This is a genomic window from Nocardioides cavernaquae, assembly GCF_003600895.1.
In the GTDB taxonomy this organism is placed as follows: domain Bacteria; phylum Actinomycetota; class Actinomycetes; order Propionibacteriales; family Nocardioidaceae; genus Nocardioides; species Nocardioides cavernaquae.
On sequence record NZ_QYRP01000002.1, the window covers coordinates 373046 to 392905 of the forward strand.

Here is a 19860-nt window from a genome sequence, read left to right on the forward strand (position 1 = left end):
GCAAGGCGCGTCCGCGAAGGCGACCTCCGAGCGGAGCTGGTCGTCGAGCGGGCGCAACGCCGCCAGGCGCGCTCCGGGCGGCGCTCAGTCGCGGGTCAGGCGGCGGTGGGTGACACGGTGCGGGCGGGCTGCCTCGATGCCGAGGCGCTCGATCTTGTTCTCCTCGTAGGAGGCGAAGTTGCCCTCGAACCAGAACCACTTGCCGCCGTCCTCCTCGTCGCCTTCCCAGGCGAGGATGTGGGTGGCGATGCGGTCGAGGAACCACCGGTCGTGGGAGGTGACCACGGCGCAGCCCGGGAAGTCCAGCAGCGCGTCCTCGAGGGCCGACAGCGTCTCGACGTCGAGGTCGTTGGTGGGCTCGTCGAGGAGCAGCACGTTGCCACCCTGCTTGAGGGTCAGCGCCAGGTTGAGGCGGTTGCGCTCACCACCGGAGAGGACACCGGCCTTCTTCTGCTGGTCCGGGCCCTTGAAGCCGAACGACGCGACGTAGGCGCGCGAGTTCATCTCGAAGTTGGCGACCTTGATGAAGTCCAGGCCGTCGGACACGACCTCCCAGACGTTCTTGTTCGGGTCGATGCCGCCACGGCTCTGGTCGACGTAGGACAGCTTCACGGTCTGGCCGACGGTGAGCTTGCCCTCGTCGGGCGTCTCGTTGCCGGTGATCATCCGGAACAGCGTGGTCTTGCCGACACCGTTGGGGCCGACGACGCCGACGATGCCGGCGCGCGGCAGCGTGAACGACATGTCGTGCCACAGGGTGCGGTCCTCGAAGCCCTTGGTCAGGTTCTGGGCCTCGAGCACGATGTCACCGAGGCGCGGGCCCGGCGGGATGTTGATGTCAGCGGTGTCGATCTTGCGGGCCTTGTCAGCCTCAGCCGCAAGCTCCTCGTAGCGAGCCAGACGCGACTTGGACTTGGTCTGGCGGGCCTTGGCGTTGGAGCGCACCCACTCGAGTTCCTTCTCGAGCATCTTCGCGCGCTTGGCGTCCTTCTGGCCCTCTATCTTGAGGCGGTCCTTCTTCGTCTCGAGGTACGTCGAGTAGTTGCCCTCGTAGGGGTGCGTCTTGCCCCGGTCGAGCTCGAGGATCCACTCGGCGACGTTGTCGAGGAAGTACCGGTCGTGGGTGATCGCCAGGACGGCGCCGGGGTAGCTCTTGAGGTGACCCTCGAGCCACTGCACCGACTCGGCGTCGAGGTGGTTGGTGGGCTCGTCGAGGAGCAGCAGGTCGGGCTGCTGGAGCAGCAGCTTGCAGAGCGCGACGCGGCGGCGCTCACCACCGGAGAGGTTGTCGACGAGGACGTCCGGCGGCGGGCAGCGCAGCGCGTCCATGGCCTGGTCCAGGCGGGAGTCGAGGTCCCACGCACCGATGCCGTCGAGGTAGGTCTGCAGCTCGCCGGTCTCGGCCATGAGCGCGTCCATGTCAGCGTCGGGGTCGCCCATCTCGCCATAGGCCTCGTCGAGGCGGCGCATCTTGGTCTTGACCTCGATCACGGCCTCCTCGACGTTCTCGAGGACCGTCTTGCCCTCGGTCAGCGGCGGCTCCTGCTGGAGCATGCCGACCGTGGCGCCGGGGTCGAGGATGGCGTCACCGTTGTTGGCCTTGTCGAGACCGGCCATGATCCGCAGCAGCGACGACTTGCCCGTGCCGTTGGGACCGACGATGCCGATCTTCGCGCCGTGCAGGAACGAGAGGGTGACGTTGTCGAGCACCACCTTGTCGCCGTGGGCCTTGCGCACGTTGCGGAGCGTGAAAACGTATTCAGCCATGCCCCGAAGGATAGTGGGGCCGCGGGGCCGCGCCGCCCACGGCCCCGCGCCCCGGACGGCCCTGCCTCGGACAGCCCCGGACAGCCCTGACTCAGAACGGCGCCGGCTCCGCCACGGCCTCCTCGAGGAAGCGCCCGTCACTGGTGACCTGGCCGCCCGCGCCCTCCAGCGCCGCGTTGGCCTCGGCGATCGCCTGCTCCTCCACCGACGAGGTCGCCGACGACGCCGCGGTCTTGATGAAGGCCGCGTCCCCCTTGGTCAGGTCGTGGCCGATCGTGAGCGCGTCGAGCACCATTGTCGTGCGCGCGATCCCGGCATCGTCCTTCCATGCCTGCGCCCGCAGGCGGCCGTGGACGATGACCGGCTCGCTCTGGTGCACCGAGGTCATCACGTGCTGCGCCAGCGCCCGCCAGGCGTTGACGGTGAACCAGTTGGTCTCGCGGTCGGCCCAGGTGTTCTCCCTCGGGCGGAAGACGCGAGGCGTCGAGGCCAGCCGGAAGGTGGCCACCGACGTCTCCCCCACCGAGTGCTCCGTCGGGTCGGTGCCCACATAGCCCAGCACCGTCACAGTCGTCTCGTTCATGGTGTTGCTCCTCATCACAGTCGCGCTCGCGCACCCAGCGTCCGCGAACTGACTCCACCGTCCCGGTCGGCAGCCGCCGCCAACCCGGCGAGTCGACAGCGCTGGGGACGAGCGCCCCGCGAAACAGCCTGTGGACGCAAAACGGCCCGGATCCCCGCGAGGGAAGATCCGGGCCGTCGTACGACCCGGAGATCAGGCGAAGCCGTTTGCCTTCAGCCACTGCTCCGCGACCTTGGCCGCGCTCGGCTTCGACGGCCCCGCAAGGGCAGTGTTCAGCTCGAGCAACGCCTCGGTGGTCAGCTTCTCCGAGACCTCGTCGAGCACCGCAGCGACCTTCTCCGAGGTGGCGTCCTCACGGATCAGCGGGACCACGTTCTGGGCCGCGATCAGGTTCTTCGGGTCCTCGAGGGTCACCAGGTTGTTGGCCGCGATGGACGGCGTCGTGGAGTAGATGTCGGCGACGTCGACCTTGCCCGAGGTGAGCGCCTTGAGCGTCGCCGGGCCGCCGCCGTCCGAGATCGCGGTGAAGGCGATGTCAGTGATGCCGTAGAGCTTCTCGAGGCCGGGGATGCCGTAGGCCCGGGTCTTGAACTCCGGGTTGGCGGCCAGCTTCAGCCCGTCCACCTCGGCCAGGTCAGCGATCGAGGTGACGTCGTGCTCCTTCGCGAACGCAGCCGTCACGTTGAGGGAGTCCTTGTCCTCAGCCGCCGACGGCTCGAGGATGTCGAGCCCCTTCGGCAGGGCCGCCTCCAGCGCCTTGTTGACCTCGTCGGGGGCAGTGGCGGTCGCGTTCGGGTCGAGGAAGAGCAGGAGGTTGCCGGTGTACTCCGGGAAGAGGTCGATGGACCCCTCCTTGATCGCGCCGATGTAGGCCTCCCGCTGGTCGATGTCCAGCCGCGTCGTCGCCTCGATGCCGTCCGCGTTCAACGCGCCCGCATAGATCTCGGCCAGGATCTCGCTCTCGCCGAACGCCGCCGAGCCGACCACGATCGCGTCGCCCTTGCTGTCCCCGTCGGAGCCCGCCTTCGTCGGGTCACCACCGCACGCCGCGAGGCCCACTCCGAGTGCTGCCGCCAGGAATCCGGCGAGGATCGGGTTGGTGTTCATGGTTCTTCTCCTTCGATGGGTCTCAGGCCGCACGCACGGCCAGACGTTGCACAACGGCGAATGCGCCGTCCAGGACCAGCGCCAGCAGCACGACCACCAGCGAGCCCGACAGGGTCTGGGGGTAGTCGCGGACAGCGACGCCGTCGATCAGGTAGCGGCCGAGCCCACCCAGCCCGATGTACGCCGCGATGGTCGCGGTTGCCACGACCTGCAGCACGGCGGACCGGACGCCACCGAGGATCAGCGGGAGGGCCAGCGGCACCTCGACGCGAGCGAGCACCTGCCACTCGGTCATCCCCTGGGCACGCGCGGCGTCGACGGTGCGTCGGTCGACCGCCTCGATGCCTGCGTAGGCACCGGCGAGCAGGGGCGGGATGGCGAGCACGACGAGCGCCACGATCGGGGCGGTCAGTCCGATGCCGACCCAGAGCACCGCCAGGGTCAGCAGCCCGAGGGTCGGCAGGGCACGCACTGCGCCGGTCAGCGCGATCGCGAACCCACGGAAGCGTCCGGTGTGACCGATCCAGAGCCCGAGCGGGAGCGCGACGACGCTGGCGATGGCGACAGTGAGCGCGGAATAGCCCACGTGCTCCAGCAGCCGGTGCGGGATGCCGTCCACGCCACTCCAGTGGACAGGGTCGGCCAGCCAGTCCGCGGCCTCCACGAAGACGCTGCTCATGCCGCGCGCCCCGTCTTCGTCGACCAGGGCAGCAGGATCCGCCCGAGAAGCACCCACAACCCGTCGAGGAGCAAGGCGATCGCGACGACGGCCAGCACTCCGATCACGATCTCCGTGGTGAAGTCGCGCCGGAAGCCGTCGGTGAAGAGCGAGCCCAGGTTCGTCACACCGATGATGGCGCCGACCGTGACCAGGCTGACGGTGCTGACCGAGACGACGCGCACCCCGGCGAGCAGCACCGGCCCGGCCAACGGCAGCTCGACCCGCACCACACGCTGGAGGCCGGAGTGGCCGTTGGCCGTCGCCGCATCGAGTACGTCGGGTGGCAGCTGCGCGAAGGCATCAGCCGCGGTCCGCACGAGCAGGGCCACGGCGTACAGGGTCAGGACGACGACCACGTTGACCGGGTCGAGGAAGCTCGTGCCGAGGATGCCCGGGAGGATCACCAGGAGCGGCAGCGACGGCAACGAGTAGAGGATGCCGCCCGAGCCGAGGACCAGGGCGCGCCAACGGGAGTGCCGCTGTGCCCACCACCCGACCGGCACTGCGATCACGAAGCCCAGCACGACCGGCACGATGCTCAGCCACAGGTGCGTCAGCGCCAGGTCGCGGATGTGGGAGAAGTTGTCGAGGAACCAGGTCATGCGAGGACGCCCGCGGCCCGGCCCTCGCCGTCGACGACGATGCGCTGTCCGTCGACCTCCTGGATCCGCAGCGTGCGCCGGCCCTTGTCGAGCCCGACGAAGCTGCGCACGAAGTCGTCGGCCGGAGCCGCGAGGATCTCGGCCGGCGTGCCGACCTGGGCCACCTCGCCGCCCTTGCGCAGGATCACGACCTGGTCGCCGAGCAGGAAGGCCTCGTCGATGTCGTGGGTGACGAAGACGATGGTCTTGCCGAGCTCGCGCTGGAGGCGGAGCAGCTCCTGCTGGAGGTCGTCGCGCACGATCGGGTCGACCGCGCCGAACGGCTCGTCCATCAGCAGGATGTTCGGGTCGGCGACCAGGCCACGCGCGACACCGACGCGCTGCTGCTGGCCGCCGGAGAGCTGCCGCGGATACTTCTCCGCCAGCGCAGCATCGAGCCCGACCTTCTCCAGCGCGTCGAGCGCACGCGTCCGGGCCTCTGCCCGGGGCACCCCCACGAGCCGCAGCGGCACCGCGACGTTGTCGACCACCCGGCGGTGCGGGAGCAGTCCGGCGTGCTGCATGACGTAGCCGATGCTGCGGCGCAGGTCGACCGGGTTGCGCGTCGCCACGTCGACGTCGTCGATCAGGACCTGGCCAGCGGACGGATCGACCATGCGGTTGACCATGCGCAGCAGCGTCGTCTTGCCGCAGCCGGACGAGCCGACGAGGACGGTGGTGGTGTGCGACGGCAGCACGAGGCTGAAGTCGCCGACCGCGGGAGTGCCGTCCGCGAAGGTCTTGCCGACGTTGCGGTACTCGATCACTCGCTCGGCCCCTCGACGACGTGCTCGACCGCTGTGCCACCGGCGACGACGGGCAGACCGGCGGCCTGCCAGGCACGGATGCCACCGATCACGTCGGTGGCGGGGATCCCCAGCGAGACCAGCGATGCCGCCGCCAGCGACGAGGTGTAGCCCTCGGTGCAGTAGACGACCCACTCCTGGCCCTCGACCGCGTCCGCGAGGCGCGCATCCGAGCCCGGGTGCAGGCGCCACTCGAGGTGGTTGCGCTCGACGACGACGGCACCGGGGATCTCCCCGTCGGCGCGCCGCTGCCACTCGGGTCGGATGTCGACGAGCCTGGCCCCGCGGCGTACGGCGTCGCGCGCGGCCTCGGGAGAGAGCCGCTCCAGGCGGGCGCGGGCGGCCTCGAGGAGCTCGTCCACCGAGGCGAACTCAGGCACGCTCACGACGCGAGTCGATCCGGCGCCGGGGCCTCGGGGTCGTCGGTCCAGGCGGCCGCGCGCTGCACCAGCCGGCCCGAGTCCACGTCGTAGAAGTGCATCAACGACAACGGCGGCGAGTAGGCGTGGACGCTGACAGCGGTCTCGGGGTGGAGGTTGCGCACATCGTGAACGTATCGGCTGCCGAATACAACCGTCTCCCCCGACGCGCGGACGACGTCGACCAGGCTGCCGCCCTCGGCACGACCGCTCCACGCCACCTCGGTCAGCTGCCCCTCGACGACGGTGTAGGCACCGGCAGAGCCACCGTGGTCGTGCAGTTCCGTGCCCTGGTCCTCGGTCCAGCTGATCAGCCAGACGTCGACCTGCTCGTCACAGTGCACCCGGACGTGCCAGCGCTCGGAGGCGTCGGCGTGGATCTCGTGCTTGCCCTCCCGGACCTCCGCGGCGATGCGGTGGGTCCAGGCGGTGAGCTCGTCCAGGGTGAGCGAAGGAGACGTGCCGGGGTTCATGCCCCGACCTTAACCCAACTAAATCACTCGACAAACTCGAATTGCCGAGACGGTGCTCACTTCAGGACGGTTGTCAGCTGCTCCCGCACGGTTGAGTACGACGCGAGCTCCACCTGCAACGGCGCGAGCACGAGCTCCTGCGCGACCGCGTTGATCCCGGACCGGAGCCGGCGATCGGCGGCACGAGCCCGCGAACGGGCGGTGATCCCGACCAGCACCTTGCAGAGCAGCGCGAGCACGATGCCCCCGAGGATGCCGCCGCCGAGGAACAGCGTCGGCAGTGCGACAGGGCCCACCTTCGGCGACGGCACGTCGAACTGCAGGTAGCCCACCAGCGCGAGCGCGCCGAGCCACAAGCCACCGACGACCGCGGCGACGATCAGCAGCCACTGCAGCAGCCGGACCAGCGAGGCCCACCACGGCAGACGGTCGACACCGAGGTCGGTGGCGGCGAGCGTGTGGTCGAGCCGGTCATTCAGCTCGTCGAGGCGACCCGTCGCGGCGGAGCGCAGGGCCAGCTGCCACGGGCGGGCGAGGCCGAGCCCGACCTGGTCCGTCGCGGCACGCACAGCCGAGTCGACACGCGCGCGCTGCACGGGCGAGGCCTCGGGGAGAGACGTGCGCGAGGTCTTGACCAGCGCCTTGCCCTCACGCCCCAGGTCGAGGTGCAGCCGCTTGAGCGGGTCGGGCTTGAGCTTGGTGACCCACGCGGTGACCGGCCAGCCGGTCGCGCGGGCAGCGCGCTGCTGCGCGGAGGTCTCGACGGCGTGGACCACGACGGGCACGCCCGCGGCATCCGCCAGCGCGTCATCGAGCTCAGCGATGACCTCGCGGTCGAGCGAGCCGGCCGGAGTCAGGCCGGAGACGTCGGCGATGCGCTCGCCGGCAGCCTTCACGTCCGCCTCGAGCCGCATGCGGGCAGCCTTCTTGGAGGCGACCCGCTTGCCGAGCTCCTTGCGGAGGGCGTCGAGGTTGGTGCCGTTGCGGGCACTGACCGCGAAGACGGGCACGTCCGGCAGGCCGTCGGCCGCGAGCAGGCGGCGTACGTCGGCGATCATCGCCTCGCGCCGGTCCTCCGCGACGGTGTCGATGTGGTTGAGCACCACGACCATCGTCTTGGCGTGCGAGGCCATCGGCTTCAGGTAGCGGTTGTGGATCGCCGCGTCGGCGTACTTCTGCGGGTCGAGCACCCACACGAGGACGTCGGCGAGCTGCACGAGGCGGTCGGCCTCGAGGTGGTGCGAGACGTCGGTGGAGTCGTGGTCGGGCAGATCGAGGAGGACCACGCCGTCGAACGCCTCGTCGGCGCGGCTGGAGTCGAGCATCGAGTCACGGGTGACGTGGTGGCGTGGCGGGATGCCGAGCCAGGTCAGCAGCTCGGCCGCGCCGTCGCTCCCCCACACGCAGGCCGTCGCCCACGAGGTGGTCGGACGGCGTACGCCGACGGCGCTGAGCTCGAGGCCGGTCAATGCGTTGAACGTCGACGACTTGCCCGAGCCGGTGGCACCGGCGAGGCCGATGACGGTGTGCTTGGCAGAGAGTCGGAGGCGTTCGCTGACGCGGCTCGAGACCGCGTGGGCGTCGTCGAGCAGCTGGTCGTCGAGCCTGCCACGAGCGGCCTCGACGGCGGCGTCGAGCGCCTCCGCCTTGCGGCCCACGTCCGAGCCGGAGGTGACCAGCTTCTTCGCACCTTCGAGAATCGTGCTCATCAATCGCTCCCCATGGAAAGTGCGTTGTCCTGCCCCGACTGCCCCGACTGCTGTGCGGCAAAGCGAAGGTCGTCGACACGTCGCGCAGCGGCGCGGAGCAGCTCCGGGCTGCGCGGGTCGACACCGAGATCGTCCAGAACCGTGCTGAACCGGGCGCGCTCGCCCGCGAAGAGCTCGTCGACGCGGCGCTCGAGGTCCTTGCGGGCACGATCGGCGAGGCTGCGCACAGCCTGGTCACCGAAGACCGCCTCGAGGAGCTTCTGACCGAGCACCGCGCTGCCGCCGGCGATGCCGACCTCGGCGCCGACGAGGCCACCGGTCGAGGCGAAGGTCACGACCATCAGCGAGACGGCCAGGCCGTTGACGCCGTAGGCCAGGAAGCGCGCTGAGGAGCGCTTGTCGGCACCCTCGGTGCGGACCATCTCGAGGACGCCCTGCTGCCAGTCGCGGACCAGCTTCTCTGCCTTGCGGCGGAAGTCGCGGGAGGCGCGGTCGATGTCGTGGTGCGACTCGAGCAGAACCCGACCGGCCGGACGCGCGTGCCACGCGGCGGCGGCGCGCTCGGCGGCGTTCTCGGCGTGCTCGAGGAGCAGCTTCTCCAGGCCCGACTCGACGGCGTGGGTGACCCGCTCGACCTGCTGGGGCTTGCCCTTGACCGAGTTGACCAGCCGGTCACGGATGGCGCCGACCTTGGTCTCGAGGGTCTTGAGCAGCTCGCCGGTGCCGACGAACTCCTGCCAGCGGGCGAGCACCTCGCCGCGCAGCAGCGTGCCATCGGCGGTCGCGGTGCGGATGTCGCCCAGCGCGCCGGCGTACGCCCGGAACGCGTCGTCGCGGAGCTGGTCGACCGTCTCGGCCTGCTCGCCGACCGCGGTCGCGACCTGGAAGGTCTTGGCGCCGATGACGCGGATCGCGCCCTCGAGGGTCTGCTTGACCACCGCGGAGCGCGCGTCGGCGTCCGCCGCCAGCGCGTCCAGCCAGCCGCGGATGTCGGCGACCAGCTCAGGAGGGAGTACGCCGTCAGCGTCGGGCGTGCCCTCGCGGACCACGAAGAGCGGAGAGTCCTTCAGGCCACGGCTGGCCAGCATGCGGGCCAGGTGGGTCGACACGGTCTCGACGGCTTCGTCGGGGGTGCGGTCGAGCACGATCGCGACCGAGGTCGAGCGCTCGGCGGCACGCTTGAGGTACTCCCACGGGACCTGGTCGGCGTAGCGCGCGGCACTGGTGACGAAGAGCCAGAGGTCTCCAGCCGCGAGCAGCTGCGAGGCGAGGACCCGGTTGGCCTCCTCGACGGAGTCCACGTCGGGAGCGTCGAGGATGGCCAGGCCCATGGGCACCTTGTCGGTGGCGACGAGCTGGAGCGTCGAGGTGTCGCCCGTGGCGCGGTCCGAGCGGACCAGGTCGGGCAGGATCCGGTCCTGGCCGAACCACTCGGCATCGCCGGGGTTGTGCACCAGGACGGGCGAGCGCGTCGTCGGACGCAGCACGCCGGGCTCGGTGACCCGGTGGCCGACCAGCGAGTTGACCAGGGTCGACTTGCCGGCACCGGTCGATCCGCCCACGACGGTCAGCAGTGGACCGTCGATCGTCGTGAGGCGCGGGATGACGTAGTCCTCGAGCTGGTCGATCATGTCCGCGCGGGAGGACCGCTCGGGCTCGACACCCGGAAGGTCCAGTGGGAGCGCAGCATTCTGGAGCGCCCCCCGGAGGCGCACCAGGGCGGTGAGCATCTTCGTGGAGTCACTCATGCCGTCAGGCCTCCTGATCGATGTGCGGATTGGTGCAGGGAAACATCCGGCGGGAACACCAGGCCCGGTCGCAGCTCGTGCATGCGGCTCACGAAGGCCTGTCCGCGCTCTGCGAAGTGCCGTGGCGCGGTGCCGCGGAGGAATCGGTGGTGAAGGTACCCGAGTTCGACCGCCGCCTGCTGGTAGTCCCGCATCGCCGCGCGTGCGTGCCGACCACCGGCGAGGTGTGCATGGCGGCGGGCAGCGCGACGGCCGGCCAGGTCGACCACGTGCGGGATGTCGGCTGCCGGCAGGAAACCACGCCGGGCCGCGTCGTGCAGTGCCGTGGTGAGGATCGAGTGCTCACGCCCCCGGATCCAGATCGCGAAGGCGACCATGAGGACGAAGGCCGGCAGCATGACGACGACGTACGCACCGAAGAAGACCGCGCCGCCGCCGTAGGTCGCGGAGGCGTTCCACGCCGCGTGGCAGAGCACCGCCATGAGGTAGCCCCCGACCGGGAGCAGGAAGCGCGCCGACTTGCTCCTGCTCGCGATCGCCATGCCCACGCCGATGCCGATGAACGCGGTGAAGAAGGGGTGCGCGAACGGGCTGGCGATGCACCGGACCACGAACGTCGTGGTCAGGCCGAGCATGCCGCCGGGTGCGCCATCGAGGCCGTTGTAGGCCGAGGCGAGGTAGAGGATGTTCTCGGTGAAGGCGAATCCCACGCCGACCATGCCCGCGTAGACGATGCCGTCGAGGACGCCATCCAGCTCGTGGCGGCGCCAGACCAGCAGCAGCACGAGAAAGAGTCCCTTGGTGAGCTCCTCCGTCAGCGGAGCGACGATCGTGGCGCTGGCGGTCGTGGAGAGCGACAGGAAGGCCGACCCCAGCTCCTGCGCGATGACGGCGACGAACGTCGCGACGAACGCACCCCAGGCCAGACCGAGGCCGAGCAGCACCTTGGGCTCCGGCTCGTAACGGTCGAGCCAGAGATAGGCGCCGACGACCGGACCGACGGGAACGAGGGCGAAGAGTCCGGCCACCACCACGACCGGACCGCCACCCGTCAGCGCGACCACCAGCATGATCGGCAGCGCGGCAGCAGCAGCGATCAGCGCCACGATGATCGTGAACACCATGCTGTCGCGCGTCTGACGACGGTGAGACACGGTGGCGGGCATGGGGTGAAGGGTATCGGCTGCGCTGTGCCACGGACGTATCGTGGTGAGCGTGACCGAGCCTGTGAGTGAGCCTGCCGACACCCCGAAGATCGAGTCACACGACCCGGCCGTCCCCGAGGCGTATGCCGCATTCATGCGCACCGGCTGGGGAGATCGCGACCTCGACCTCCCGCCGCACCCCGTTTCGTCGTACGCCGCGGCCCGGCGCGGACGCCTGGCGGAGGCCTTCCCCGGCGAGCGCCTGGTCATCCCCGCGGGCGGCTACAAGGTGCGCTCGCACGACACCGACTACCGGTTCCGGCCGGAGACCGCCCACACCTGGCTGAGCGGCAACCAGACCTCCGACGCGGTCCTGGTGATCTCCCCCGACGGGTCGTCGGTGCTCTACGCGCGCCCTCGCTCCTCGCGCGAGACCGACGAGTTCTTCCGCGACCGCCAGTACGGCGAGCTCTGGGCCGGCCGGCGTCCTTCCCTGAACGAGATGTCGTCGGCGCTCGGGCTCGAGGTGCGCCACCTCTCGTCCCTGCAGGAGGCGCTCGAGGGATCGGGCAAGACTCGCGTCCTGCGCGGCGTGGATGCGCGCGTTGACTCCGCCGTCGCAGCGGACGAGGGGCTCGACATCGAGCTCGGACGCGTCCTCTCGGAGATGCGGCTGGTCAAGGACTCGTGGGAGATCTCCGAGCTCCAGGAGGCCTGTGACATCACCGCCCTGGGCTTCACCGACTCGGTCCGCGAGTGGGACCGCGTGCTGGAGTTCGGCGAGCGCTGGATCGAGGGCACGTTCTTCCGGCGTGCGCGCGCGATGGGCAACGACCTCGGCTACGACTCGATCGTCGGCGGCGGCGCCCACGCGACCACGCTGCACTGGATCGAGAACTCGGGCCCGATCGTCCCCGGTGAGCTGGTCCTGCTCGACATGGGCGTCGAGGGGCGCAACCTCTACACCGCCGACGTGACGCGCACACTGCCCGTCTCCGGCCGGTTCACGCCCCTGCAGCGCGACCTCTACACGCTGGTCCTCAACGCCCAGCAGGCCGGCATCGACGCGGTCGCGCCCGGGGCTCCGTTCCTGGCCGCCCACCACGCGGCGATGGCCGTGCTGGCGCAGGGGCTCTCCGACCTGTCGCTGCTGCCGGTCTCGGTCGAGGAGGCCCTGTCTCCTGATTCGCGGGTCTACGCCCGCTGGACGCTGCACGGCACCTCGCACATGCTCGGCATGGACGTGCACGACTGCGGAGCGGCTGCCCCTGATGTCTACCCGAAGGGCGACCTCGAGGCCGGGATGGTGCTGACCGTCGAGCCGGGCCTCTACTTCCAGGCGGATGACCTGCTCGTCCCCGAGGAGCTCCGGGGCATCGGCATCCGCATCGAGGACGACATCGTGGTCACCCCTGACGGGTCGATGAACCTCTCCGACAGCCTCCCCCGAGGCGCCGACGACATCGAGGACTGGATGGGCCAGCTCCGCGGCTGACTGCTTCTCGGGGGCGCCTCCTGGTCCGCGCCCAGCGGAGGCTGAGCGTGGCTGCATTTCCGCTTGACGAGCGGCTGATGAACACTTTCTGAACTGGCCTCTTCCGCCTTGTCCGCGGCTTTTCCAAGCCTCACTCTTTCCAGCAATCCGGCACTTCGCCGGTTGGTCTGGGAGGGCAGCCGGATGAACTCGTTCCTCGAGAACTCGACGTACCCAGAGCTTGCTCTGGCACCGGCAGAGCAGGCTCTGGCACCGGCCATCGCGGTCGTGGGCGAGCTCGCCATGGCACCCCTGACCCTGCTGTCCGTTGCCGAGGCACCCCGGGATCTCTGGCCCCGCGGCGCCGACCTCGTCGCAGCGGCCCAGGCAGCCACCGGCTTCCCGTCCAATGTCGCCCCGTCGCGCGTGCGGAAGCACACGGCACGCCGCCAGGCCCGCGCACTGAGCGTCTGGATCGCCTCGGCGACCAGCCCCGAGGGCGCCCTCGTCGTCGGCCACGCGCTGCTGGTACCGGTTGCTCCCGCTCACCCCGACTGGGTGGCCGTCGACGACGCCTCCGTGCAGCTGGCTCTGCGAGACGGGCGCCTCGTCGAGATGGGCGGACTCGCGGTCCGGCCCGGCTGGACCCGCCAGGGCGTGGCCGACGCGCTGGTCCAGGCCCGGCTGGCGTGGCTCGCGGACCGTGGCCTGGTCGGCTGCTCCTCAGTGTGGCGCGGCTCCGCCGGCTCCACCCGCCTCGCCGAGCGCTACGGGCGTCGCGTGCTGCGGCGTACAGACGTGGCGTCCGACCGGTTCGTCTACGACCGCTGACATACTTGGGCCAACTGAGCCCCCATAGCTCAGCTGGATAGAGCAGCGGGTTTCTACCCCGACGGCCGAGGGTTCGAGTCCTTCTGGGGGCACCTGGCATTGTGGCGATCGCACCCCTGGCTCCTTGGCGCTGGCACAGCACCAAGGGCAGCCGGACGTCCCCGACCTCACCCCACGCACTGGTTTCAGCTCGGTCGATCAGCCCCGACGTACGCCGCGATCTCGCCGCGCAGTCGTGCCTTCACGTCCTCCGGCGCAAACGACTGGTCCACCGCTGCGACCGCCAGCGCCGCGACACCGGCCTGATCCAGGTCGAGCAGCGACGCCGCAATCTCGTACTCACGGTTCAGCGTCGTGCCGAACATCGGCGGGTCGTCGGAGTTGATCGTGACCGGCACCCCGGCCGCCACGAACGTCGACAACGGGTGCACATCGAGCGATGCGACCGCCCGGGTGGCGATGTTGGAGGACGGGCACACCTCCAGCGCGATCCCGTGCTCGGCGAGGTAGGCCATCAGCAGCGGATCCGAGGCAGCGGTGCACCCGTGCCCGATCCGCTCCGCGCCGAGCACCCTGATCGACTCCCAGATCGTCTCGGGCCCGGTCGTCTCCCCCGCGTGCGGCACCGAGCGCAGTCCGGCGGCACGCGCGGCCGCGAAGTAGGGCTCGAACTGCGCCCGAGGCACACCGATCTCGGGCCCTCCCAGACCGAAGCCGACGAGAGCCTCCGGCCGGTGAGAGAGCGCGTAGCCCAGCGTCGCCTCGGCCGCCGGAAGGCCGCTCTCCCCCGGGATGTCGTAGATCCAGCGCAGCACCAGCCCGAAGTCGCGCTCGGCCGCCGTCCGCGCGTCCTCGATCGCCTCGGTGTACGCCTCGATCGGCACGCCAGCGAGCACCGAGGTGTACGGCGTGCAGGTGAGCTCGGCGTACCTCAGGTTCTGGCCGGAAGCCATCTCACGTGCGACCTCGTAGGTCAGCAGCCGGATGTCCTCCGGAGTCCGGATCAGGTCGACGACGGCCAGGTAGACCTCGATGAAGTGCCCGAAGTCGCGGAACGTCATGAAGTCCCGCAACGCGTCCGGGTCCGACGGCACCGTGCCCGGATGACGCTCCGCGAGCGACGACACGATGCGCGGCGAGGCGGAGCCGACGTGGTGGACGTGGAGCTCGGCCTTGGGCAGGCCGGCGATGAAGGACTCGAGATTCACCGGTCGATCGTGGCAGCCAACCCGGGCCACGCCAACGGTCAGCCGATCTTCTTGATCAGGTTGTCACCGAGCTCCTCGACGCTGTTCCCGTCGCGGAACGGCTCGCCGTCGATCAGCACCGTGGGTGTGCTGTTGACACCGGCGTTGTCGGCAGCGTTGCTGGCTGCCTCCACCCACTCCGTTCCCACTCCGCGGTCGAGGGCTTCGCTCACCTCCGCCTCATCGGCGCCAGCCTTGACCGCCAGAGCGATCAGCTCCTCGTCGCCCGGGTAGGGGCCGCTCTCCTCAGGCTGGCTTTCGAAGAGCAGGTCGTGGAACTCCTTGGCCACCTCGGCACCCGACGTCGTCAGGACCACCCCGAACACCGCCGCGGACTGCTTCGAGTAGTCGATGCCGAGCAGCTGGAACGGGCGGTACTCGACGCGCACCTTCCCCTCGGCCGCGAGCGCCGCCAGGTCCTTGCTCGTGTGCCGCTCGAGCTCACCGCAGAACGGGCAGAGGAAGTCCTCGTAGATCACCACCGTGTGCGCGGCGTCCTTCGGCCCGATGGCCACGAAGTGCTCGGTCGTCGACACCTTCGGGTCGTCGATCGCGAGCCGCTGGAAGGCGAACGCGCCGCCGACGACGAGGACGAGCGCCACCACGACCCCGAGTACGCCGAGCAGCCGGCGCCGCTTCTCCGCGGCTGCCTGCTGTGCGCGCACGTCCGCAGCGCGGGAGGCCCTGTTGGCGGAGTTCGAGGGATCAGGCATGAGGGGTCTCCTCCGGTTCGGTGGTCCGCGGCAGCAGCACGCGGTCAAGGGTGAGCGGGGTGCGCCTGAGCGCGAGGACGAAGAGGGCGAGCGCGGTCAGGCCGAGGTCACGGGCGATCTCGAGGGGGTAGGCCGATGACCCGTCAGGCACGGAACCGCCGCCACCGAAGCAGCCGCAGTCGATCTCGATGCCGCGGACCCAGACCGAGACGATGCCGGCGACGAAGACCAGCAGCAACCCCGCCGACAGCGCCGCGGAAGCCCGGGTGAGCAGGCCGAGCACCAGGCAGGCACCCAGCGCGACCTCGAGGATCGGGAGGGCATGACCGACGAACACGGGCGTCGATCCCGGCAGGAGCTCGTAGGCGCGCACGGCCGCGACACTGGCCCAGGGATCGGCGAGCTTGACGCCGCCGGCGTACAGCCAGACGCCGCCGAGCACCCAACGGGCCAGCAGCCCCAACCATGCACGCACGACCCCGAGCGTAGGCGGCGAGGCTGAGCACCGACTGAGAAGCCCCGACCGAGGAGTGCCGACCGAGGAGTGCCGACCGAGAAGGCCGGGTGGAAGCAGCGGGCGGGAGACGGCGCCCGAGTGCGGGCAGGGCTGCTCACGAGACCGGCGAGTAGGGTCAGCCTCGTGAATGAACGACTGGTGTGGATCGACTGCGAGATGACCGGACTCGACCTGGGCGCCGATGCGCTGATCGAGGTGGCGGCCCTGGTCACCGACTTCGACCTGAACGTGCTCGGCGAGGGCGTCGACATCGTGATCAAGCCCGAGGCCGCGGCGCTCGACCAGATGGGCGACTTCGTGCGCAACATGCACGTGAGCTCGGGTCTGCTCGAGGAGCTCGACAGCGGCGTCTCGCTGGAGGAGGCCGAGCAGCAGGTGCTGGCCTACATCCGCGAGCACTGCCCGGAGGGCTCCCGCCCTCCCCTGGCCGGCAACACCGTGGCCACCGACCGCTCGTTCATCTCGCGCGACATGCCCGACCTCGAGGCCTTCCTGCACTACCGCATCGTCGACGTCTCCTCGATCAAGGAGCTCTCCCGTCGCTGGTTCCCGCGTGCCTACTTCTCCTCACCGGAGAAGAAGGGCAACCACCGCGCGCTGGCCGACATCCAGGAGTCGATCGAGGAGCTGCGCTACTACCGCGAGGCGGTCTTCGTGACCTCCCCCGGACCCGATTCGGACACCGCCAAGCGCATCGCCGCCAGGCACGCGGGCTCGATCACGGGCCTGACCTCGGGGTCCACCACGACGGACGTTCCGGATGCCGGGGCCGATTCGGATTCAACGGCAGGTAACCAGTAGAGTGTTCTCCGGCCCCGGGCACTGACCGGGGCTTGATGGTGGGTATAGCTCAGCTGGTAGAGCGCCGCCTTGTGGTGGCGGATGTCGCGGGTTCGAGTCCCGTTACTCACCCCAACAGTCGAGAGGCCCCCGGGATCACCCGGGGGCCTCTCGCCATGTGATGCGTACGACCTGATCCGTACGAGGTCGGGCGCCGCGGATCAGCCAGCGGGGATGTGGCCGAACCGGCCCTTCTGGTAGTCCTCGTAGGCCTGCATGACCTCGGCCTTGGTGTTCATCACGAACGGACCCGCCCAGGCGACCGCTTCCCGGATCGGCTGGCCACCGATCACGATGACGTCCATCGACGGCGAGCGCGACTCCTGCCGGGAGTCCGCCGTGATCGTCAGGTAGTCGCCGGCGCCGAGCACCGCGGACTGGCCCATCCGGATCGGGCGGCCTTCGTTGCCGACCGTGCCGCTGCCGTTGAGCACGTAGACCAGGGCGTTGTAGTCGACGTTCCACGGCAGCTCGAGGCGCGAACCAGCCTCGATCGTCGCGTGCACCATCGTCATCGGCGTGTGCGTCGAGCCGGGTCCATCGTTGCCGTCGACCGAGCCCGCGATCACGCGGACCAGGGAGCCGGCGTCCGCCGAGGTCACCAGGGCGACCTGCCCGGAGCGGATGTCCTGGTACTTCGGCGCGATCAGCTTGTCCGCCCGGGGCAGGTTCACCCACAGCTGGAGGCCATGGAAGAGCCCACCGGACTGCACGAGCCACTCGGGCGGGGTCTCGATGTGCAGCAGGCCCGCGCCAGCGGTCATCCACTGCGTGTCGCCGTTGGTGATCGTGCCACCGCCACCGTGGCTGTCCTTGTGGTCGAAGACACCGTCGATGATGTAGGTGACGGTCTCGAAGCCGCGGTGCGGGTGCCAGGGCGTGCCCTTCGGCTCGCCGGGCGCGTAGTCGATCTCGCCCATCTGGTCCATCATCAGGAACGGGTCGAGGTGGCGCTGGTCGATGCCCGCGAACGCGCGGCGGACCGGGAACCCCTCCCCTTCATAGCCCTGCGGCGCGGTCGAGATCTGCACGACGGGGCGCGGCTGGTCTCCCAGTCCGGGGGTCTTCAGGCGGTTCAGGACGGTCAGGTCGTCCACAGTGATGGCGGGCATCGGTGCCTCCTTGGTTGGTCACCTGCTTCAACCTTAGGTGATACGTCATCTATTCCGCAAGGGGCACCCACTGCAGACAATCCGGACGACCCCGTAGGTTGTGCCCGTGAGTGGAGGGACAAGCCGCACGGCGTACGACGTCGTGGTCGTCGGCGGCGGGCACAACGGGCTGACCGCTGCCGCCCTCCTGGCCCGCGCGGGGCTCTCGACACTGGTGCTCGAGCGGCTCCCCCGGATCGGCGGCGCAGCCGTCTCGGGACCCACGTTCATCGGCCGGTCCGCCCATCTCTCGCAGTACAGCTACCTGGTCAGCCTGCTGCCCGAGGCGCTCGCGCGTGAGCTCGACCTGACGGTCCAGCTGCGTTCGCGGTCCACCGCGTCGTACACGCCCTGGTACCGCCACGGCCAGCCCGGCGGCCTCCTCGTCGAGCGCCCGGAAGGTCCGGCGACGGCCACATCCTTCCGGGACCTGACCGGCAGCGACGACGAGTACGACGCATGGCTGGCGTTCCACGCAGGCGTCAGCTCGCTCGCCGCCACTGTCGCTCCGACACTGCTCGAGCCCCTGCGGACCGAGGCGTCCATGTCGGCCGGCGTCGACGCGGAGGTCTGGCGGGCGATCGTGCGCGAGCCACTCGGCCGCGTGATCGAGTCGACCTTCCACGACGACCTGGTGCGCGGCGTGGTGGCGACAGATGCGGTGATCGGCACCTTCGCGGACCTGCACTCTCCCGGCCTCGAGCAGAACCGGTGCTTCCTCTATCACGCGATCGGCAACGGCACCGGCGAGTGGAAGGTGCCCGTCGGCGGGATGGGTGCCGTCACCACCGCGCTGTTCCGCGCGGCCCGCGGCTTTGGCGCGGAGGTGCTGACCTCGGCGGACGTGACCGCGATCGACGCCACCACCGAGGGCGCCGAGGTCACCTGGCAGGCGGGCGGCACCACCCAGTCCGTGCAAGCGCGGTGGGTGCTCTCCGGCGTCGCGCCCTGGACGCTCGAAGGCCTCCTGGGAGACGCCGGACAGCAGGAGGCCAGCAAGCCCGCGGGCTCGCAGATCAAGCTGAACTTCCTGCTCGACCGGCTCCCGCAGCTCCGCTCCGGGATCACCCCCGAGGTCGCCTTCGCCGGCACGTTCCACGTCGCCGAGGAGTACTCCGTCCTCCAGGCGGCGTACTCCGACGCGGCCGCAGGCCGGGTGCCGCGCGTGATGCCGGGCGAGCTCTACTGCCACTCCTTGACCGATCCGACGATCATGCAGGGCGAATCAGGCCACACCCTGACCTACTTCGGCGTCCACGCTCCCGCCGCGCTCTTCGACTCGACGTCGAACCGCGCCCAGGCGATCTCGCGCGCGCTCGCTGCGATCAACGTGCACCTGACCGAGCCGATCGAGGGGTGCATCGCCCGCGACAGCGACGGCCACCACTGCATCGAGGCGAAGTTCCCCCAGGACATCGAGCGCGAGCTCGGCATGCCGGGCGGCCACATCTTCCACGGCGACCTCGAGTGGCCCTGGGTCTCCAACCGGGCCCGCCTCGAGACACCGGCGCAGCGCTGGGGCGTCGACACCGGCGTCCCGTCCGTGCTGTTGTGCGGCTCCGGCGCCCGTCGAGGCGGCGCGGTCTCCGGCATCGGCGGCCACAACGCCGCGATGGCCGTCCTCGAATCCCGCTGACCCGAACGCGCCGCCCGCCGGTGCGAGATGCACACGAGGGCGGCCCGTTTCCGGACCGCCCTCGTGCTGTTCTGTACACCCCCTCGGACTCGAACCGAGAACCCGCTGATTAAGAGTCAGCTGCTCTGCCAATTGAGCTAGGGGTGCGCGAAGCGAGAGCAACACTAGCAGTGGTGAACCGAGGGAAAAAATCGGGGGGACGTGCGCTGCCTCACCCTGCGTAGCGGAGCATGAATTCGCGGTTCGTGTCGTGCCCCGCCTCGGGGTCTGCGTGCGCGACCTCGTCCTTCGTTGAGATCGTGTCCTCGAGGCGGACACCCTGGGGCAGGTGC

Annotated in this window: 19 protein-coding genes and 3 tRNA genes; 6 read left to right on the forward strand and 16 right to left on the reverse strand. The window is 70.1% G+C overall.

The genetic code is table 11. The features are described 5' to 3' along the window. Positions 1-84 precede the first annotated feature (84 nt). The 11 genes from ettA to D4739_RS01920 form a co-directional block, all read right to left on the reverse strand. Positions 85-1767, reverse strand: coding sequence for an energy-dependent translational throttle protein EttA (ettA, locus tag D4739_RS01870; protein WP_120059015.1), 1683 nt, complete (start codon positions 1765-1767; stop codon positions 85-87). 91 nt (positions 1768-1858) lie between these two features. Then, complete coding sequence (locus D4739_RS01875) at positions 1859-2350, reverse strand: single-stranded DNA-binding protein (RefSeq protein ID WP_182920267.1); 492 nt, start codon at positions 2348-2350, stop codon at positions 1859-1861. Positions 2351-2542: 192 nt separating this feature from the next. Then, positions 2543-3457, reverse strand: coding sequence for an ABC transporter substrate-binding protein (locus D4739_RS01880; protein ID WP_120059017.1), 915 nt, complete (start codon positions 3455-3457; stop codon positions 2543-2545). Positions 3458-3479: 22 nt separating this feature from the next. Further along, the gene (locus D4739_RS01885) at positions 3480-4136 is read right to left on the reverse strand and encodes an ABC transporter permease (RefSeq protein ID WP_120059018.1); all 657 of its coding nucleotides are present in this window, start codon (positions 4134-4136) and stop codon (positions 3480-3482) included. After that, positions 4133-4780 (reverse strand): ABC transporter permease, encoded by a 648-nt coding sequence (locus D4739_RS01890; protein ID WP_120059019.1) that lies wholly within the window; start codon positions 4778-4780, stop codon positions 4133-4135. The genes D4739_RS01885 and D4739_RS01890 overlap by 4 nt, the downstream gene beginning before the upstream one ends. Then, on the reverse strand, positions 4777-5586 hold the full coding sequence (locus D4739_RS01895; protein WP_120059020.1) for an ABC transporter ATP-binding protein: 810 nt from the start codon (positions 5584-5586) through the stop codon (positions 4777-4779). The genes D4739_RS01890 and D4739_RS01895 overlap by 4 nt, the downstream gene beginning before the upstream one ends. After that, positions 5583-6011 carry a rhodanese-like domain-containing protein gene (locus D4739_RS01900; protein WP_120059021.1) on the reverse strand — a complete coding sequence of 143 codons (429 nt, stop codon included), beginning with the start codon at positions 6009-6011 and terminating at the stop codon, positions 5583-5585. Before D4739_RS01900 ends, D4739_RS01895 begins: the two co-directional genes overlap by 4 nt. After that, positions 6008-6517, reverse strand: coding sequence for a cysteine dioxygenase (locus D4739_RS01905; protein ID WP_120059022.1), 510 nt, complete (start codon positions 6515-6517; stop codon positions 6008-6010). The genes D4739_RS01900 and D4739_RS01905 overlap by 4 nt, the downstream gene beginning before the upstream one ends. Before the next feature lie 56 nt (positions 6518-6573). Continuing rightward, the gene (locus tag D4739_RS01910) at positions 6574-8226 is read right to left on the reverse strand and encodes a GTPase (protein ID WP_120059023.1); all 1653 of its coding nucleotides are present in this window, start codon (positions 8224-8226) and stop codon (positions 6574-6576) included. Next, complete coding sequence (locus tag D4739_RS01915) at positions 8226-9974, reverse strand: dynamin family protein (protein ID WP_238473469.1); 1749 nt, start codon at positions 9972-9974, stop codon at positions 8226-8228. The genes D4739_RS01910 and D4739_RS01915 overlap by 1 nt, the downstream gene beginning before the upstream one ends. Continuing rightward, complete coding sequence (locus tag D4739_RS01920) at positions 9971-11140, reverse strand: PrsW family intramembrane metalloprotease (RefSeq protein ID WP_120059024.1); 1170 nt, start codon at positions 11138-11140, stop codon at positions 9971-9973. The genes D4739_RS01915 and D4739_RS01920 overlap by 4 nt, the downstream gene beginning before the upstream one ends. A gap of 49 nt (positions 11141-11189) precedes the next feature. On the opposite strand from D4739_RS01920, the gene D4739_RS01925 reads away from it, so the two are divergent. The 3 genes from D4739_RS01925 to D4739_RS01935 all read left to right on the forward strand — a co-directional run bounded on the left by D4739_RS01925 (position 11190) and on the right by D4739_RS01935 (position 13516). Continuing rightward, positions 11190-12614, forward strand: coding sequence for an aminopeptidase P family protein (locus D4739_RS01925; RefSeq protein WP_238473470.1), 1425 nt, complete (start codon positions 11190-11192; stop codon positions 12612-12614). 183 nt (positions 12615-12797) lie between these two features. Beyond that, a complete protein-coding gene (locus tag D4739_RS01930) occupies positions 12798-13424 on the forward strand; it encodes a GNAT family N-acetyltransferase (RefSeq protein ID WP_120059025.1) in 627 nt (208 codons plus the stop codon). An 18-nt stretch (positions 13425-13442) separates the two neighbouring features. Next, positions 13443-13516: transfer RNA gene (locus tag D4739_RS01935), tRNA-Arg, on the forward strand. A gap of 93 nt (positions 13517-13609) precedes the next feature. Here the strand turns inward: D4739_RS01935 and D4739_RS01940 are convergent. Genes D4739_RS01940 through D4739_RS01950 form a run of 3 tightly spaced genes read right to left on the reverse strand, consistent with a single transcriptional unit; the run spans position 13610 to position 15859 of the window. Continuing rightward, a complete protein-coding gene (locus D4739_RS01940) occupies positions 13610-14632 on the reverse strand; it encodes an adenosine deaminase (RefSeq protein WP_120059026.1) in 1023 nt (340 codons plus the stop codon). 38 nt (positions 14633-14670) lie between these two features. Beyond that, positions 14671-15384: a DsbA family protein gene (locus tag D4739_RS01945; protein ID WP_120059027.1), complete on the reverse strand. Its 714-nt coding sequence runs from the start codon at positions 15382-15384 to the stop codon at positions 14671-14673. Beyond that, on the reverse strand, positions 15377-15859 hold the full coding sequence (locus D4739_RS01950; protein ID WP_120059028.1) for a MauE/DoxX family redox-associated membrane protein: 483 nt from the start codon (positions 15857-15859) through the stop codon (positions 15377-15379). The genes D4739_RS01945 and D4739_RS01950 overlap by 8 nt, the downstream gene beginning before the upstream one ends. A gap of 165 nt (positions 15860-16024) precedes the next feature. Here D4739_RS01950 and orn point away from each other — a divergent pair, with 165 nt between their 5' ends. Together orn and D4739_RS01960 are read left to right on the forward strand one after the other, a co-directional pair. Continuing rightward, positions 16025-16702 carry an oligoribonuclease gene (orn, locus tag D4739_RS01955; protein ID WP_120059029.1) on the forward strand — a complete coding sequence of 226 codons (678 nt, stop codon included), beginning with the start codon at positions 16025-16027 and terminating at the stop codon, positions 16700-16702. 38 nt (positions 16703-16740) lie between these two features. Then, positions 16741-16816: transfer RNA gene (locus tag D4739_RS01960), tRNA-His, on the forward strand. Positions 16817-16902: 86 nt separating this feature from the next. Here D4739_RS01960 and D4739_RS01965 read toward each other — a convergent pair. Next, on the reverse strand, positions 16903-17853 hold the full coding sequence (locus D4739_RS01965; protein WP_120059030.1) for a pirin family protein: 951 nt from the start codon (positions 17851-17853) through the stop codon (positions 16903-16905). Between the two features lie 106 nt (positions 17854-17959). Here D4739_RS01965 and D4739_RS01970 point away from each other — a divergent pair, with 106 nt between their 5' ends. After that, the gene (locus D4739_RS01970; protein ID WP_120059031.1) at positions 17960-19528 is read left to right on the forward strand and encodes a phytoene desaturase family protein; all 1569 of its coding nucleotides are present in this window, start codon (positions 17960-17962) and stop codon (positions 19526-19528) included. Positions 19529-19602: 74 nt separating this feature from the next. On the opposite strand, the gene D4739_RS01975 is transcribed toward D4739_RS01970, so the two are convergent. After that, positions 19603-19675, reverse strand: a tRNA-Lys gene (locus D4739_RS01975). Between the last annotated feature and the right edge of the window lie 185 nt (positions 19676-19860).

Bases quoted from the DNA above. Each gene is read 5' to 3' on its own strand.
- D4739_RS01915 (WP_238473469.1), bottom strand. From the start codon at position 9,974: ATGAGTGACTCCACGAAGATGCTCACCGCCCTGGTGCGCCTCCGGGGG.
- D4739_RS01930 (WP_120059025.1), top strand. From the start codon at position 12,798: ATGAACTCGTTCCTCGAGAACTCGACGTACCCAGAGCTTGCTCTGGCA.
- D4739_RS01890 (WP_120059019.1), bottom strand. From the start codon at position 4,780: ATGACCTGGTTCCTCGACAACTTCTCCCACATCCGCGACCTGGCGCTG.
- D4739_RS01875 (WP_182920267.1), bottom strand. From the start codon at position 2,350: ATGAACGAGACGACTGTGACGGTGCTGGGCTATGTGGGCACCGACCCG.
- D4739_RS01880 (WP_120059017.1), bottom strand. From the start codon at position 3,457: ATGAACACCAACCCGATCCTCGCCGGATTCCTGGCGGCAGCACTCGGA.
- D4739_RS01945 (WP_120059027.1), bottom strand. From the start codon at position 15,384: ATGCCTGATCCCTCGAACTCCGCCAACAGGGCCTCCCGCGCTGCGGAC.
- D4739_RS01920 (WP_120059024.1), bottom strand. From the start codon at position 11,140: ATGCCCGCCACCGTGTCTCACCGTCGTCAGACGCGCGACAGCATGGTG.
- D4739_RS01885 (WP_120059018.1), bottom strand. From the start codon at position 4,136: ATGAGCAGCGTCTTCGTGGAGGCCGCGGACTGGCTGGCCGACCCTGTC.
- ettA (WP_120059015.1), bottom strand. From the start codon at position 1,767: ATGGCTGAATACGTTTTCACGCTCCGCAACGTGCGCAAGGCCCACGGC.
- D4739_RS01905 (WP_120059022.1), bottom strand. From the start codon at position 6,517: ATGAACCCCGGCACGTCTCCTTCGCTCACCCTGGACGAGCTCACCGCC.
- D4739_RS01965 (WP_120059030.1), bottom strand. From the start codon at position 17,853: ATGCCCGCCATCACTGTGGACGACCTGACCGTCCTGAACCGCCTGAAG.
- D4739_RS01910 (WP_120059023.1), bottom strand. From the start codon at position 8,226: ATGAGCACGATTCTCGAAGGTGCGAAGAAGCTGGTCACCTCCGGCTCG.